A 13,512-nucleotide genomic window follows, 5' to 3' on the forward strand; every position below is an offset into this window, starting at 1 on the left:
AATGATCGCATAGTGCGTCGGTGGCTATTCTGGAGACTTGAGCATGCGAATCTTTCTGACAGGCGCAACCGGGTTTATCGGCTCGGCTTTGGTGGCCGAACTTATCGAAGCCAGACATCACGTGATCGGCATGACCCGCTCCGATCAGGGCGCGCAGGCGCTCGTCGCAGCGGGCGCGGAGGTGCATCGGGGCACGCTCGAAGATACCGACAGCCTGCGCAGCGGCGCCGCGAAGGCCGACGCCGTCATACACCTTGCTTTCGATCACGACTTCTCGCACTTCGTGGAGAACTGCGAGAAGGACAAACGTGCGATCGCAGCACTTGGCTCGGCGCTGGTGGGCTCGGATCGGCCGCTTCTGATCACATCAGGCACGGGCGTCGGCAGCCGGGATAACGGGCAGCCGGCCGCCGAGGACGTGTTCAACACCAGCCACCCGAACCCGCGCATCGGCTCCGAGATGGCCGGCAACGCGCTACTGGAGGACGGCGTCAACGTGTCGGTGATGCGCTTGCCGCAAGTGCATAACCCATACAGGCAAGGCCTCATCACGCCGCTCATCCAGATCGCTCGGGACAAAGGCGTGTGCGCATATGTGGAGGAAGGACTTAATCGCTGGCCGGCCGGGCATCTTTCGGATGTGGTGCGGCTGTACCGGCTTGCGATCGAGAAGGGCGAACGCGGTGCGCGCTATCACGCGGTCGGCGAAGAGGGTGTTAGTGCACGAGAGATCGCCGAAGCGCTGGGGCGCGGCCTGAAGTTGCCGGTCGTCTCGATCGCGCGCGGCGAAGCGCAGGCGTACTTCGGATGGATGGCGATTTTCGCCGCGCTCGATATGCCGGCATCGAGCGCGCAGACGCAGGCGCGTTTGGGCTGGCGACCGACCGGTCCCACGCTACTGTCGGATCTGAACGAAGCGCGCTACGTTCCATCATAGATGTTTCAATATGCCGCTCGCGAGTCTGCGCAGTTCGTCGAACTGTGTGACGAGTTGGAGGCACAGAATAAAGGCTAGCGTCGCAGCGGGCCCCGGGTGGCGGTCCATCCATCGCAGCACCGGCGTCGCGTAGCGCGTGCGGATCGCGTCGCGCGTCATGATCAAGGTGATCGTGATCCCCACCGCGGCGCCCACCAGCAAATCGGTCGGATAGTGAAAGCCGAGATAGGCGCGCGGAAGACAAATGAACAGCGCGGTATAGAGAAGCGCCAGCACACCGATGCCCCGCCACACGAGGAAAATCCCGGTGGCGACCGCCATCCATAGCATCGCGTGATCGCTCGGGAATGAACTCCAGTTGGTCAGCACTGCGTCCTTGATATCGCCGCTGGCGAAGCTCAGATGCAGTTCGGGGTCATAGACGGGGCGCACCCTGAACGGCAACCAGTGAGTCAGCACTCTTCCGACGAAGAGCGCCGCGAGGCCGCTGACAACCGTCGCGAGAACCATTTCTCGCCGCCATTCGCGGCATTCGTCTTGCTGAAACCACATCCACCACAGCACGGGAACGAGCACGAGACCTTTGAAGGTGTACAGGTTGTCGATGGCTTGTATGGATAGCGTCGCGAAATGACTGAAATGTACGTTGGATAGATATGTTTCGATGGATAAATCGAAGCTATTCATATTTTCTAAAGAAATTGAGCCGGTCGCCGGATGAGTATCAGCATAATTCATCGCGCGCAGGGGGATTTTTTGGCGCTTACTTTCACTGACAATTTTTACTGGGCAATTTCATTGCTAACTTTCGGTGACCCCGCGATCGCTCATCACAATGCGAAATACGGGTTGAATTCGCTCTGTCGGAAGTTGTTTTCCGTAACAGCGCCAGGCGCAGCGATGACCGATAGTCGGATCTTTCAAGGAGGCCATCATGAAACTGGTCGACTGGAATATTCAGTGGGGCTGCGGTGTCGACGGCCGCGTCGACCTCGGCCGGATCGTGCGGGAAGCACGCGCGTTGTGCGACTTCGACGTGCTGTGTCTGCAGGAAGTCACGCGCGGCTTCAATGAAGCACCGGCTGCAGGCGGATTGAAAGGCGCGCCGTCGTCCGATCAGTTCGCCGAACTTGCCGCTCTGCTTCCGGAAATGACCGTGCTCGATGCGATCGGCTCCGACCTGCCTTCGCTGGGCGCGAGCCGTCATCGGCGGCAGTTCGGTAATGCCATCGTGACCCGCTTACCGGTTCGTCAGGTGCTGCGCCATTCGCTGCCGTGGCCTGCCGATCCCGCCAAGCCGTCGATGCTGCGCGTCGCGCTCGAAGCGGTGCTCGAAGCCGACGTCGGTCCGATTCGTGTCATCAGCACGCACCTCGAGTTCTATTCGGAGAAACAGCGGCTCGCGCAAGTGGCGAGACTGCGCGAGTTGCATCAGGAAGCATGCAACCACGCGCACTTTCCCGCGCGTGGTGAAAAGCCGGACAGCCCGTTTGCCGATACGACGCGTCCGCTCAGCGCGGTTGTCTGCGGGGACTTCAACAGCGCGTTCGAAGACACCGCGTTTTGCCGGATGCTCGAACCGATCGCCGACGCGCCGACCTTCGTCGATGCGTGGGCCCGCGCGCACCCCGGCGAGCCGCGGGCTGCGACGGTCGGCCTATACGATCACGAGCAATGGCCCGACGGGCCATTCGCATGCGATTTCGTTTTCGTCACGCAAGACCTGGGCACACGCATTGCGTCATGCGATGTCGATCCGCACAGCCGCTCGTCCGATCATCAGCCGATGTGGCTGGAACTGCGTTGAAACTTCTGCGGGAATGCTTAAGGCTCTGTTAAGAGTTGTTCTGCGATGGTTGAGCCTATGTTCAAGCTACCAGAATAGTGAGCACCTCACATGAATAGCAGCCGATCGGAGATTCGCGCGCATGCAGTCAGCAAAGTCCCTCAGATCACGCTGGGCTTCTGGATCATCAAAATCGCTGCCACGACACTTGGTGAAACGGGCGGCGATTGGGTGACCATGTCGCTCAAATTGGGTTATCTGATCGGCACCGGGATCTTTGCAGTTATTTTTATTGCGCTGGTCGCAGGGCAGATCAGGGCGGAGCGGTTCAATGCCACACTTTATTGGGCGACCATCGTCGCAACGACCACGCTCGGTACCACGCTGGCCGACTTCTTCGATCGATCCGTGGGAGTTGGCTATCCTGGCGGTGTCATGATCGTCTTCGCGCTTCTGCTTGCGAGCCTGGGGATCTGGTACAAATCGGAAGGTACGGTGTCAGTGCAGAGCGTAACCACGCCGAGAGCCGAGTGGTTCTATTGGGTGACGATCCTCTTTTCGCAGACACTGGGTACGGCGTTGGGCGATTGGGTGGCGGGATCGGACGAAGGCGGATTGGGGCTCGGCTATGAGAACGGCGCTTTGATCTTCGGTGCGGGTCTGCTGATCGTCGGCGCGCTGTATTACTGGTCGCGGCTGTCGCGGACCGCCATTTTCTGGGCGGCGTTCATTCTGACGCGTCCGCTCGGCGCGACCTTAGGGGATCTGCTCGACAAACCCGTATCTCAAGGTGGGCTCGAGATCAGCCGACTCTATGCATCGGTGATTCTGGTTTCGTTCATGGCCCTGTGCGTGATTTTTTTGCCGCAGCGTCCTGCTGGGCGAGCGATGCGGTAGTTGACAATCCGTTCAATCGAGGCCGACATGAAAAATCCATGGACCAGGAAGAACCCGTTCCTGAGCATGTGGTTAAGCGGCGCCAATACCGTCGCCAACTCGGCGCGAGTACGAACGACGGCGGCGGCCAAACGCGCGGCCTCCGCGTTCTGGAGCGCCGCACTCACGCCACCGAAGCCGAAGAAAAGAAGAAAGGCACGGCGCTGAGTTGACTCGTCCGCTGTCGGACGAGTTTGCCGCCTTGCGTGAGCGATCGCACGCAGGGTGTATCCAAACGGCAAAAAAGAAGGGAGCGCCATAGTCGGCGCTCCCTTCGTTCATGGGTTACAGCGGGAAGGCTTACTGATCGGAGTCAGATAAGAACCCGACAGGAAACGTTCCGAACTGGGAATGGTTGCCGTGTAGGCCTGAATCGCGGCTGCAAGCTGCGGGGGAATCAGGTTACGGTTGTAGTCGTAGATCGAGTAGCCGTCACCCTCGCCATTGCTCGGATCGCCGTTACGCACGACATACCAGAACGCCTTTGCCACCGAACCGTTGTTCATCAGAATCTTCAACTGATTGAACGAGGCCGTTTGTCCGGCGTCCGTACCGTTGGTGCCATTGTTGGTCTCGGTCAGCCAGATCGGCTTCGTACCGCTGCTGACGAGGTTCGATACTGTAGTCATGAATGCCTGCACCAGCGTGCTGTACTCGGCGCTGCCGAAGTACGGGTGAACGTCAACGACGTCGATCGTGTTGTTCAACGGGCTGGAAGCACTCTTCGTGTTGTTGCCCATGGCATTGATGTAGTCGGTCGCCTGGATCAGTTGGCTGCCTGCGGGCGGTAGCCAGCCGTTATTCGGATACGCCGAGTTGTAGAAGCACGAGATGTCCTGAGTGTGCAGAACCGTTTTGTAGCCCGACTGGCTCTTCGTGTTCAGGACCTGCCTGGCTTCCGAATAGAGCGTCTTGCTGCGATTCAGAATGTAGCCGGAAATACCGTTCGGATCGCCGTAAGACGGGTCCGAAGCGGAGAACGACCAGTTGGTCTCATTGAACAATTCGATGTCAGCCGTGAAGGGCAGAACGACGTCCATCAGCGAGCCGAGATACTTCGTGAACGTCGCGTCGCAGAAGTCGAGTCGCGGCGACGATCCGCTCGGCGGATTCTGGGCGGCCGAGCATTGGTATGCGCTAGACGGTGCATACATGCCCACCTGGAAAAGAATAACCGTGGACCTTGTTTGATCGGAATGGAGGCATGCGGTGGCGCGCACTATTGGCGAGGCAACTCGCAAAAATGGGGCACGAGGTGAAGCTCTTGCCGGGCGAGTCCGTGAAGGCATTCAACATCGGAAACAAGAAAGATCCTGGCGACGCACGCGCAATCTGGTTTGCGGTCCAGCAACCCAGCAAGCCGGTGGCGGTGAAGACGGAAATGCAGCAGGCGATGCTAGCACTACATCGAATGCGCGAGCAGTTGGTGAAGTTTCGCACCATGCAGGTTAACGGTCTGCGCGGACTGCTCGCGGAATACGGTGAAGTGATGGGCAAAGGGCGGGCCAAGCTGGACAAGGAGATACCGGCGGTGCTCGAGCGGATCGCTCAACGTCTGCCCGCAGTGGTAATCGACACGTTGCGCGAGCAATGGAACGGGTTGGCGGAGCTGGATCAACAGGTCGCGCAGATCGAGCGTCGCATGCGCGAGTGGAAGGAGGATCCGTCCGTGAAGAAGGTCAGTGAGATTCCCGGCGTCGGGTTGCTGACGGCTACGGCATCGGTGGCGACGATGGGCGACCCGAAGGCATTCAGGTCCGGCCGGGAGTTCGCCGCATGGGTTGGTATCGTGCCGAAGCAGACGGGCTAAATGCGATGCACCGAAAACACGTTGAAGCATTCAAAAAGCACGATTCGGTGATTCGTTGAAAATTGCAAAGTTACCCCGCTGGTCGTAACCAAGCGTAACAACGAAATCTGTGAGATGGAGGCGTGTCGGTAAGGGATGGCTGAAAACTTGGTTGAATTCGTTAGTATGATTTTCAGTAAGAGAGGCATCCGTCGAGGCCTTCGGTGGGACTGCCCCACTTCGAAATAAATAAATCGCGAAATGCGGATCTCGCGACGCTTCGATTTAGTACTTTTGAAAATAAAAGATCGGCGCGAAACGCTTCTCCACTCCCCGCATTCACTAATTCAGTGCGCAACTCGAGAGCTGCAAGTCAAAAAAGAGCTTTGGTCGGGCCTTCGAAACGGCCAGTTCCTGGAGGTTCACGGTTATGTGGCCGACCTCACAAAACGCAGCAAGTCGCGGGCCAGACGCTGTCATTTTCCGGAAGGTTCCCTGTTACGCTCACCAGTGAGAGAGCGACCGTTAGCCGTCGCGCGACGTCTGCACATTTGGCGCGCGGGTAACAGCAGTGAGAGATGGCGACGAATAGTTCTGAAGATCGTTACACCTTGCGGGAGATTACATTCATGTTTCATCAACACGCGCCGGGTCGCGCGGCGTTGCGCGCGCGCGCGCCGGTACGAAGCCCGAGTCGCCGTGCGCTGTTGCGTGGAGTATCGGCGGCGGCGTTAGCCGGCATTTCCTTTCCGCTATATGCGCAGCACGCAAGCGTGGGACTCGTCACGCCGCCTATTCGTCTCGACGACTACTGGGTGATCGATCAAAGCGGCCAGAAGCAGCTTCTAACCGACCTGTTGCATCGAAAAGTGACTGCGTTGCAGACGATTTACACAGGATGCAGTTCAGTTTGTCCTTTGCAAGGTGCGCTGTTCAGCACCGTTCAGCAACGGATATCGCAGTTGCAGCATCGCTATCCCGTTCAGTTGGTGTCGATCGGAATCGATCCGCTTTCCGACTCGCCGCCTGCGTTGCACGCATGGCTCAAGCGCTTCCAGGCCGGACCCGAATGGTGGGCGGCCACGCCGACGTTGCAGGACGTCGACCGGATGCGCACAGCGCTTTCGGGCAGCACCTTGCCGCTCGGCAACATTGCCGATCACTCGACCCAAATCTACTGCTTCGACGCTAACGCAATGTTGCGCTGGCGAAGCGATGACCTGCCCCGCGCGAATCAAGTTTGCGAGGTACTGGGCGCATTAGGGCGTGTGTAACCTATTGGACTGAGAACATGTCACGAAAAAAATCGCTTAGGTTCATGTCGCAGTGATTCGACAGGTGCGTGAGAGCATTGCTGTTAATTGCATTCTTGCCGGTGCTTTCAATGTACTCCACGACTGCGCAAGCGCAGACATCGAGCACGATCACCGTTAACGGCACCAGCTTGTGCGCCGATGTGGACGCCCAATCGACAACGCCTGGCGCCGCGGTCATCCAGTGGACCTTCCATGGGCAGAATAACGAGCTTTGGACACTGACCCAGAACAACGGGGTTTATCAGTTCGTCAACGTAAACAGCAATCTTTGCCTCGACATCTACGGTGTAAGCACGGACGCCGGCGCTGGAGCGGACCAGTGGACCTGCAATGGCCAGGCGAATCAAAGCTTTCAGCTCATACCGCAAGGTGGCGGCTTTGCGATCGTCGCGTCGCAGAGCAACTTGTGTCTGGCGGTTGCGAGTCTCACGGCATAGGGCGCGCAGATCACGCAGCAGCCTTGCAGCGGCGGCGCGCTGCAGACATCAGCGTAACGCTGAGCAATGGCAACGTATTCCTGGTGGGTGGTTCGTGGAACGGAGGCGAAGGCGGCAAGACCTGCGAGACCTGGTCACCGAGTACGGGTTGGCAGGTCAACAGCGCGATTCTCGCCGACTACATCCTCACGAATGACGCGCTGGCATTTTCCGCTCCGACAATCATGCATGGCTGTTTGCGGTGGCAAATGGGCGAGTCTTCCACGCCGGTCCGAGCGTTGCCATGCACTGGTTCGATACCGCCGGCGGGGGCAACGTGACGCCTGCCGGCAACCGGGGCAGCGATACCGATGCGATGAACGGCAACGCCGTTATGTACGATATCGGCAAGATCCTGGCTGCATGCGGTGCGACGAACTACGAGTATGCCAACGCGACTGCGGACGCCACGCTAATCGACATCAGTAGCGGCACCGCGGTGACGCGAGCGCTTACGCCGATGAATTACCGCCGCGCCTTTCACACCAGCGTGGTCTTGCCGACGGCCAGGTGGTGGTCTTAGGTGGAGAGGCGTACCCGATAACGTTTTCGGACGACACCGCCGTGCTGGCGCCAGAGTTGTGGGACCCTACCACGAAGACTTTTTCGGTGCTCCCGCCGCAAGCCGTGCCGCGTAACTATCACAGCATCGGACTGCTGTTGCCGGACGGTCGCGTATTGAGCGGCGGCGGTGGACTGTGCGGAAGTTGCTCGACAAATCATACGAACCTCGAAATACTGACGCCGCCGTACCTGCTGAACGCGGACGGCTCGCCGGCAACCCGACCGACCCTCACAGCCGCGCCGACCACAGCACAGCTCGGGACATCGATCGCCGTGACGGGCAGCAGTGGCATCACGGCCTTTGCGTTGATGCGCTTGTCTTCGTCGACCCACGCGGTCAACAACGAGCGCGGCGGGTACCCGTGACTTTCACGGTAGGAACGGCGGGTGAATATCTGATCAATATTCCTTCCGATCCGGGAATAGTCGTGCCCGGCTACTACATGCTGTTTGGCCTGAACGCGAAAGGCGTGCCGAGCGTTTCGCGTACGGTGCAGATCCAGTGATGGCGATACTGTCAGGGCGGACCGCGGCGCGTGTGGCGCTAATGCTCGGGTTGGCGAGCATCATGTATGTTGCGCACGCCGCGCCGCTTTGCGGGCCAAAGGATCTCGGGTGCGCGATCTTCAACGCGCAGCATTCGATCGCGGCGCAATTGCGCGACGACGATCATTTGCTGCCCGGCTCGACTACCCGTTGCGCGAACTGCCATTCGCAAACCGGCGCGGCCGACGCATTCGCACCACCGTTGACGGCAATGTCAACTTGAAGGCGGGCTGGGTAGAATGGCGAAATTAAAAAGAGCACCTCGCCGTATCACGGTTTCCGTTTCCCATCCGCGGTCATCAGCTGCGCGGTACGCTGGTACCATCGCTTCAATCTGAGCCTGCGCGACATCGAGGAATTGCTGCCCGAACGTGGTGTGGTGGTCACATATGAGTCGATGCGCAACCGGTGCGACCGGTTTGGTGCGACGTTCGCCTGCCGGGCCAAAGCAGTCCGGCCGCGATCGGGCACGACGTGGCATTTGGATGAGGTGTTCGTGAAACTGCGCGGGGAGCCATACGTGCTGTGGCGCGCGATGGACGAACATGGGACTGAACTGGACCACCCGGTGCCCCGGAAGGTCGTCACCGACCAGTTGCGCAGCTACCCGGCGGCAAAGGCCGAGGTGCCACAGCTGGCGAATGTGAAACACGTGTTCGTGAAGGCTTCGGCCCGGGTGAACGACCGGGCGGAAAACAGCCACCAGCCGACGCGCCGGCGTGAGCGCCAGATGCAGGGTTTCCGTGATCCACGACGCACGCAGCGCTTTCTGTCGAGCTTCGGACCGATCCGACAACACTTCGCCTTACCCCGTCACCGCATGGAAGCTGCTACTCACCGTGCCCATCTGAAGCAACGTCTCGACGGCTGGTATGGCTGGAGCGCAGCCGACCTGGTCAAGCACACCCGGTAATCAGAAGGAATCCTCCGGACTGCCAATTCGTACGGTCATCTTCCTTCAATTTGACAAAGCCCGCGAGCACGTCTCGGCACTTTGCGCTGGCGACGGCTGGCTGCGCAACGGCGCCAACCTGATTCTCATGGGGCCAACCGAGTACGCGACATAGTGCTCAGCTCACCACGTTACTGAAGTTCAAGGGGAATTTGCTGCGGGTCTTCTGGTAGCGGGCGCCGCGACGTCCCGAACGAACCCCTCTGTACCTCAGGGTGCTGCAGATCGGCAGCCTTGATGACCCAGGGAGCGCCCTTGCAGGCCTGCGAGGCGTCGAGCGTATCTCCGCGGTCTTCGGCTCGACCTAGTGCAACTGGAACACTCGTTTAGCAACGTCGACGCCGACAGCGGTAAATTCCATTCGTGTTCTCCTGAGCTTGAGTGGTGGTTTCAGAACTGGCACTTTCACACATTTGGTGTCGTCGGCTGCGAAAACCGCCCACCTCGCCGCCTCATCGCCCATATATCCGTCGGCCCTTGCGGGGGGGGAGGCGTCCTTTCCATTTTGCTACCCGTCAGAATGCTGGCGGGGACGACTTATGACGAGGCGGCTCAGCATGACAACACGACGGGAATTGACTGAGGCAGTCGGTGAGCGGTACCGCCGTTCTGACCGGAACGATAAGCGCGAGATACTGGACGAGTTTGTTCAGGTGACTGGGTATCACCGCAAGCACGCTATCCGTGTGCTGTGTCGCGAGCCTGCGGCTTCGAGGAAGAAGCCCGGCCCCCAGCGACGCTATGACGATGAGGTGCGGGCCGCGCTGATCACGCTGTGGGAGGCTGCCGACAGGATCTGCGGCAAACGGCTCAAGGCGCTCATCCCAACGGTGATCGACGCGATGACAAGGCATGGTCACCTGTCGCTCTCGAAGGAGGTTCGCCTGCGGCTGAACCAGATCAGCGCCGCCACCATTGACCGGCTGCTGCGTGACGTGCGCGAACAGGCTTTCGCGGGTCAACGCCGGCGCGCTGGCGGAATCGGCAATGCGATACGCCGTGCGGTGCCTATCCGGACCTTCTCTGACTGGAATAATCCGCTACCCGGCTATCTTGAGGTTGATTTCGTCGAGCATTGCGGTGGCACCAAGATCGACGGCGACTTCGTGCACAGTCTCGTGATGACCGATATCGCGACCGGCTGGACCGAATCCCTGGCAATGCCCTATCGAAGCGGTGCGCTCGTTCTCGAGCATATCGAACGGGTTAGCCGAGTCTTGTTTCCGCTTCGCGGTCTGGATTGCGATAACGATACAGCCTTCATGAACGAGGCCATGTTCGACTTCTGCAAGGCGACTGGTATCGAGCTGACACGCTCACGTGCCTACAAGAAAAATGACCAGGCGTGGGTCGAGCAAAAGAATGGATCAGTCGTGCGCCGCCTCGTCGGGTATGGCAGGTTGCGTGGACTTGCAGCCACGGAAACCCTTGCATCCCTTTACCAGGTGTCGCGTCTGTACATTAACTTCTTCCAGCCTTCATTCAAGCTGAAATCCAAGACACGTCATGGCGCGAGGTTCACGAAGCGATATGAAGCGCCCTTGACGCCACTTGAGCGCGTCCTGCGCTCGGCATCGGTGCCCAAAGCAACCAAACGCAAACTACGTGCTCAGTTTCGGGCACTCGACCCGCTGGACCTCCTGAGCCGAATGCGCGAAGCGCAGCAGCATGTCGCGCAATGCAGCGAATTAGGCACTGCGCCGAAGGAGGCAAAAAAACCTGGACGCGTTTCCCTCACGGATTTCCTGGCGAGTCTTGGGACAGCGTGGCAGGACGGCGAGGTAAGACCGACGCATCATCGAAAAGCGCGGGTGCCACATGACTGGCGCAGCCGGGAAGATCCGTTCGAGCACACTTGGCCGACAGTACAGCAATGGCTTGAAGGAGAGCCCGGCATCCCGGCGAAGAAGCTACATGAGCGTCTAGTCGCCATGGCACCGGCAATGTATTCTGGTGCCCAACTGCGTACACTGCAGCGCCGCGTAAAGGCATGGAGATCGAATCGCGCGAGGGAACTGGTGATCAGGATACTCGGCGACGCCGACGCGATGAAGGCTGGCGCTGCTACGCAGCACCAGCCTTCATCGCAAAACAATCGGAGAGCGACAATTACCCGGGAGTAACATCATCCCGTGAGGCAACACGTCTCTCATCCAGATTGTCACGCCACACGCGTCACCTGCTGGTCGCAGCAGCCTGGTCATACCGTCACCTCGCCAAGGTGAGCCCCGCCATCCAGCAACGCCACGACGGTTTACCCAAGGCGATCATCGATCGCGCGCGGGACGCACAACTGCGGCTGTGCAAGCGATATCGAAGACTGGTTGCGCGTGGCAAGCATCGCAACGTTGCCGTAATCGCCATCGCCCGGGAGCTGGCCGCATTCGCGCGAATGACCCCACCCGCGCCTGAGCCGCAACCGTACACGCACTGATCGCAGCACATTGCGCATTCAACGGAGGAAGAAGAGTCTGCTGAGGACGGCGCAGCACGGTCCGTGAACAATCCGCGAAGATTCTACGAGACACCCCACGGGGCAGACTCTCGATCATAGAGCGCGGCACGTTCACAAGACGGAACCCTGTAATGTGGTAACCAACCCACGGATATCAGCCGGATCTACCGTCGACACTACAGCTGCGCCGCCCCGAGTAGATTCACTTGCGCGCGTTGCGAATCGCCTGCTGGCGTCGGAAGGTGCGGCACGCTTCAATTACGAAGACTGCGCTCTAGATACGGATATCACTATTTCATCGCCGAATCTTCAGTTGATAGCGTCGCGTAAACGAGGCCTACTTGAGTCGAAGCCCTGGAGATGGGGCGTCCCACCCGCATAACGCCACAAAAAGTCCAAATGTTTTGCGATCGGACCGGGAGATTAGAGAGAAATTCTGCTTTTTGGCCGAAAAAGACTGTTGCAGTCTTTCCCTGCGCCGATGTTGAAGGTAGGATTTACCCCTAAATCGCGAAGTCAAGGCGAGTAGCTTGCTGAGCGGCGCAAGGTTTTTTTGGGACAACACGGAGTTCATTTTGCACTCCGTAATGCAAGCAAAATAACCTTGTACTTCCGCCTAACGTATTGGCGTCGCCTCGGGTCTTTGATATCTACCTACCGTTCGTGCCGGTAAGGCGGACTCCAAAGCGCAGCCCAGAAAGACGACGGCCCCTAGTTGGCGACTCCTTTGGAATAGACGGATCACCGCTGTCTAGACGGTGTTATGCACTTTTGGTAAGGGATGCAAAGTGACCAAGAATAAGCACGGAAAACACGACAAAGTGCAAGCCAGCCAGGGTTTCCGGCAATCGCTCGTAATCCCTGGCCAATCGGCGGAAGCGGTTAAGCCAGCCAAAGCTGCGCTCAACCACCCAGCGACGTGGCAACAGTACAAAGCCCTTTTTCGCCTCGGACAGCTTGATGACCTGAAGCTCAATGCCCTCGTCGAGTGCCGCCTGCGCGGGCGCTTCGCTGGTGTACGCCTGATCCGCGAATGCTACCTTGACAGTCTGACCCGTAACCTGCTGGACCTGCCGCGCCAGTTCTCCAACCTGTGCACGCTCCTGTTCGTTGGCCGGCGTCACATGCACTGCGAGCAGTTGCCCCAAGGTATCAACCGCGATGTGCACCTTGCTGCCTTTCTTGCGTTTGTACCCGTCATAGCCTGCACGCGGTCCGCTCGATTGCAGCGTCCGGCCATCAAGGATCACTGCACTGGGCTGACCTCGACGATCCTGCGCCACCCGGATGATCGAGCGCAGGTCATGGACCATGGCTTCAAAACAGTCCGCCTGAATCCAGCGTTGCGTCTGCTGGTAGACCGTCTTCCAAGTCGGAAAGGCATTGGGCAGCAGACGCCACGGCGCACCCGCGCGGACAATCCAGCGCAAAGCGTTGAACATTTCGCGCAATTCGTATCTGCGCTGTGGCGCGTCCTTGCTCATCAACGGCCAGGTACGGAGCAGCGAAGTACCATTCTTCATCCGACATATCCGTTGGGTAGGGTCTGCATTTTTTCATCCGGCCAGGATACCAGGTCTGGCCGAAAGGTCATAACACCGTCTAGAACCGACTTCCGCTGTATGACGTCGCGATTTCTTCGCAGGTACCCGGTCAACGAGCCTTCTGGATTTCCCGATTATCGAGCGTGTAAGCGCATTTATGTTCGGGTAGGGACGCAGCCAACTTTCGTAAAATAGTTTTCGCGGGGTTGCT

General features: G+C 59.1%; 14 protein-coding genes and 3 pseudogenes. 14 read left to right on the forward strand and 3 right to left on the reverse strand.

The features are described 5' to 3' along the window. The first annotated feature begins 43 nt into the window (after positions 1 to 43). A complete protein-coding gene (locus AB4Y34_RS02750; RefSeq protein WP_176380574.1) occupies positions 44 to 937 on the forward strand; it encodes an SDR family oxidoreductase in 894 nt (297 codons plus the stop codon). Here the strand turns inward: AB4Y34_RS02750 and AB4Y34_RS02755 are convergent. Beyond that, positions 932 to 1,624 carry a phosphatase PAP2 family protein gene (locus AB4Y34_RS02755; protein WP_176380594.1) on the reverse strand — a complete coding sequence of 231 codons (693 nt, stop codon included), beginning with the start codon at positions 1,622 to 1,624 and terminating at the stop codon, positions 932 to 934. The two genes, AB4Y34_RS02750 and AB4Y34_RS02755, sit on opposite strands and share 6 nt — an antisense overlap. Positions 1,625 to 1,871: 247 nt before the next feature. On the opposite strand from AB4Y34_RS02755, the gene AB4Y34_RS02760 reads away from it, so the two are divergent. The 3 genes from AB4Y34_RS02760 to AB4Y34_RS02770 all read left to right on the forward strand — a co-directional run bounded on the left by AB4Y34_RS02760 (position 1,872) and on the right by AB4Y34_RS02770 (position 3,832). Continuing rightward, the gene (locus tag AB4Y34_RS02760) at positions 1,872 to 2,744 is read left to right on the forward strand and encodes an endonuclease/exonuclease/phosphatase family protein (protein ID WP_176380575.1); all 873 of its coding nucleotides are present in this window, start codon (positions 1,872 to 1,874) and stop codon (positions 2,742 to 2,744) included. Positions 2,745 to 2,834: 90 nt separating this feature from the next. Beyond that, positions 2,835 to 3,620, forward strand: a complete 786-nt coding sequence (locus tag AB4Y34_RS02765; protein ID WP_368715185.1) for a hypothetical protein — start codon at positions 2,835 to 2,837, stop codon at positions 3,618 to 3,620. Positions 3,621 to 3,658: 38 nt separating this feature from the next. After that, positions 3,659 to 3,832, forward strand: coding sequence for a hypothetical protein (locus AB4Y34_RS02770; RefSeq protein ID WP_176380577.1), 174 nt, complete (start codon positions 3,659 to 3,661; stop codon positions 3,830 to 3,832). Between the two features lie 105 nt (positions 3,833 to 3,937). Here AB4Y34_RS02770 and AB4Y34_RS02775 read toward each other — a convergent pair whose 3' ends face one another. Further along, positions 3,938 to 4,813 (reverse strand): glycosyl hydrolase, encoded by an 876-nt coding sequence (locus AB4Y34_RS02775; RefSeq protein WP_368715186.1) that lies wholly within the window; start codon positions 4,811 to 4,813, stop codon positions 3,938 to 3,940. On the opposite strand from AB4Y34_RS02775, the pseudogene AB4Y34_RS02780 reads away from it, so the two are divergent. From AB4Y34_RS02780 to AB4Y34_RS02825, 10 genes and pseudogenes are all read left to right on the forward strand, one after another. Further along, positions 4,772 to 5,466: pseudogene (locus AB4Y34_RS02780) on the forward strand (IS110 family transposase); the annotation flags it as partial. The gene AB4Y34_RS02775 and the pseudogene AB4Y34_RS02780 overlap by 42 nt on opposite strands. A gap of 611 nt (positions 5,467 to 6,077) precedes the next feature. Then, complete coding sequence (locus AB4Y34_RS02785) at positions 6,078 to 6,722, forward strand: SCO family protein (protein ID WP_368715187.1); 645 nt, start codon at positions 6,078 to 6,080, stop codon at positions 6,720 to 6,722. Between the two features lie 68 nt (positions 6,723 to 6,790). Then, positions 6,791 to 7,201, forward strand: coding sequence for an RICIN domain-containing protein (locus tag AB4Y34_RS02790; RefSeq protein WP_368715188.1), 411 nt, complete (start codon positions 6,791 to 6,793; stop codon positions 7,199 to 7,201). Between the two features lie 283 nt (positions 7,202 to 7,484). Continuing rightward, the gene (locus AB4Y34_RS02795) at positions 7,485 to 7,763 is read left to right on the forward strand and encodes a hypothetical protein (protein ID WP_368715189.1); all 279 of its coding nucleotides are present in this window, start codon (positions 7,485 to 7,487) and stop codon (positions 7,761 to 7,763) included. Between the two features lie 56 nt (positions 7,764 to 7,819). After that, the gene (locus AB4Y34_RS02800) at positions 7,820 to 8,170 is read left to right on the forward strand and encodes a hypothetical protein (RefSeq protein ID WP_368715190.1); all 351 of its coding nucleotides are present in this window, start codon (positions 7,820 to 7,822) and stop codon (positions 8,168 to 8,170) included. Beyond that, positions 8,167 to 8,310, forward strand: coding sequence for a galactose oxidase-like domain-containing protein (locus AB4Y34_RS02805; RefSeq protein ID WP_368367252.1), 144 nt, complete (start codon positions 8,167 to 8,169; stop codon positions 8,308 to 8,310). Before AB4Y34_RS02800 ends, AB4Y34_RS02805 begins: the two co-directional genes overlap by 4 nt. Further along, complete coding sequence (locus AB4Y34_RS02810) at positions 8,310 to 8,573, forward strand: hypothetical protein (protein WP_368715191.1); 264 nt, start codon at positions 8,310 to 8,312, stop codon at positions 8,571 to 8,573. The genes AB4Y34_RS02805 and AB4Y34_RS02810 overlap by 1 nt, the downstream gene beginning before the upstream one ends. Positions 8,574 to 8,597: 24 nt before the next feature. Continuing rightward, positions 8,598 to 9,263, forward strand: a complete 666-nt coding sequence (locus AB4Y34_RS02815) for a transposase (RefSeq protein ID WP_368715420.1) — start codon at positions 8,598 to 8,600, stop codon at positions 9,261 to 9,263. A 596-nt stretch (positions 9,264 to 9,859) separates the two neighbouring features. Continuing rightward, positions 9,860 to 11,425: a transposase family protein gene (locus AB4Y34_RS02820; RefSeq protein ID WP_368715192.1), complete on the forward strand. Its 1,566-nt coding sequence runs from the start codon at positions 9,860 to 9,862 to the stop codon at positions 11,423 to 11,425. Between the two features lie 38 nt (positions 11,426 to 11,463). Then, positions 11,464 to 11,736: pseudogene (locus AB4Y34_RS02825) on the forward strand (IS110 family transposase); the annotation flags it as partial. A gap of 782 nt (positions 11,737 to 12,518) precedes the next feature. Here AB4Y34_RS02825 and AB4Y34_RS02830 read toward each other — a convergent pair. Further along, positions 12,519 to 13,317 (reverse strand): annotated as a pseudogene (locus AB4Y34_RS02830) (IS5 family transposase). Between the last annotated feature and the right edge of the window lie 195 nt (positions 13,318 to 13,512).

Origin of the sequence: Paraburkholderia sp. BR10954 (assembly GCF_040965775.1) — a bacterium.
GTDB classification, from domain to species: domain Bacteria; phylum Pseudomonadota; class Gammaproteobacteria; order Burkholderiales; family Burkholderiaceae; genus Paraburkholderia; species Paraburkholderia youngii.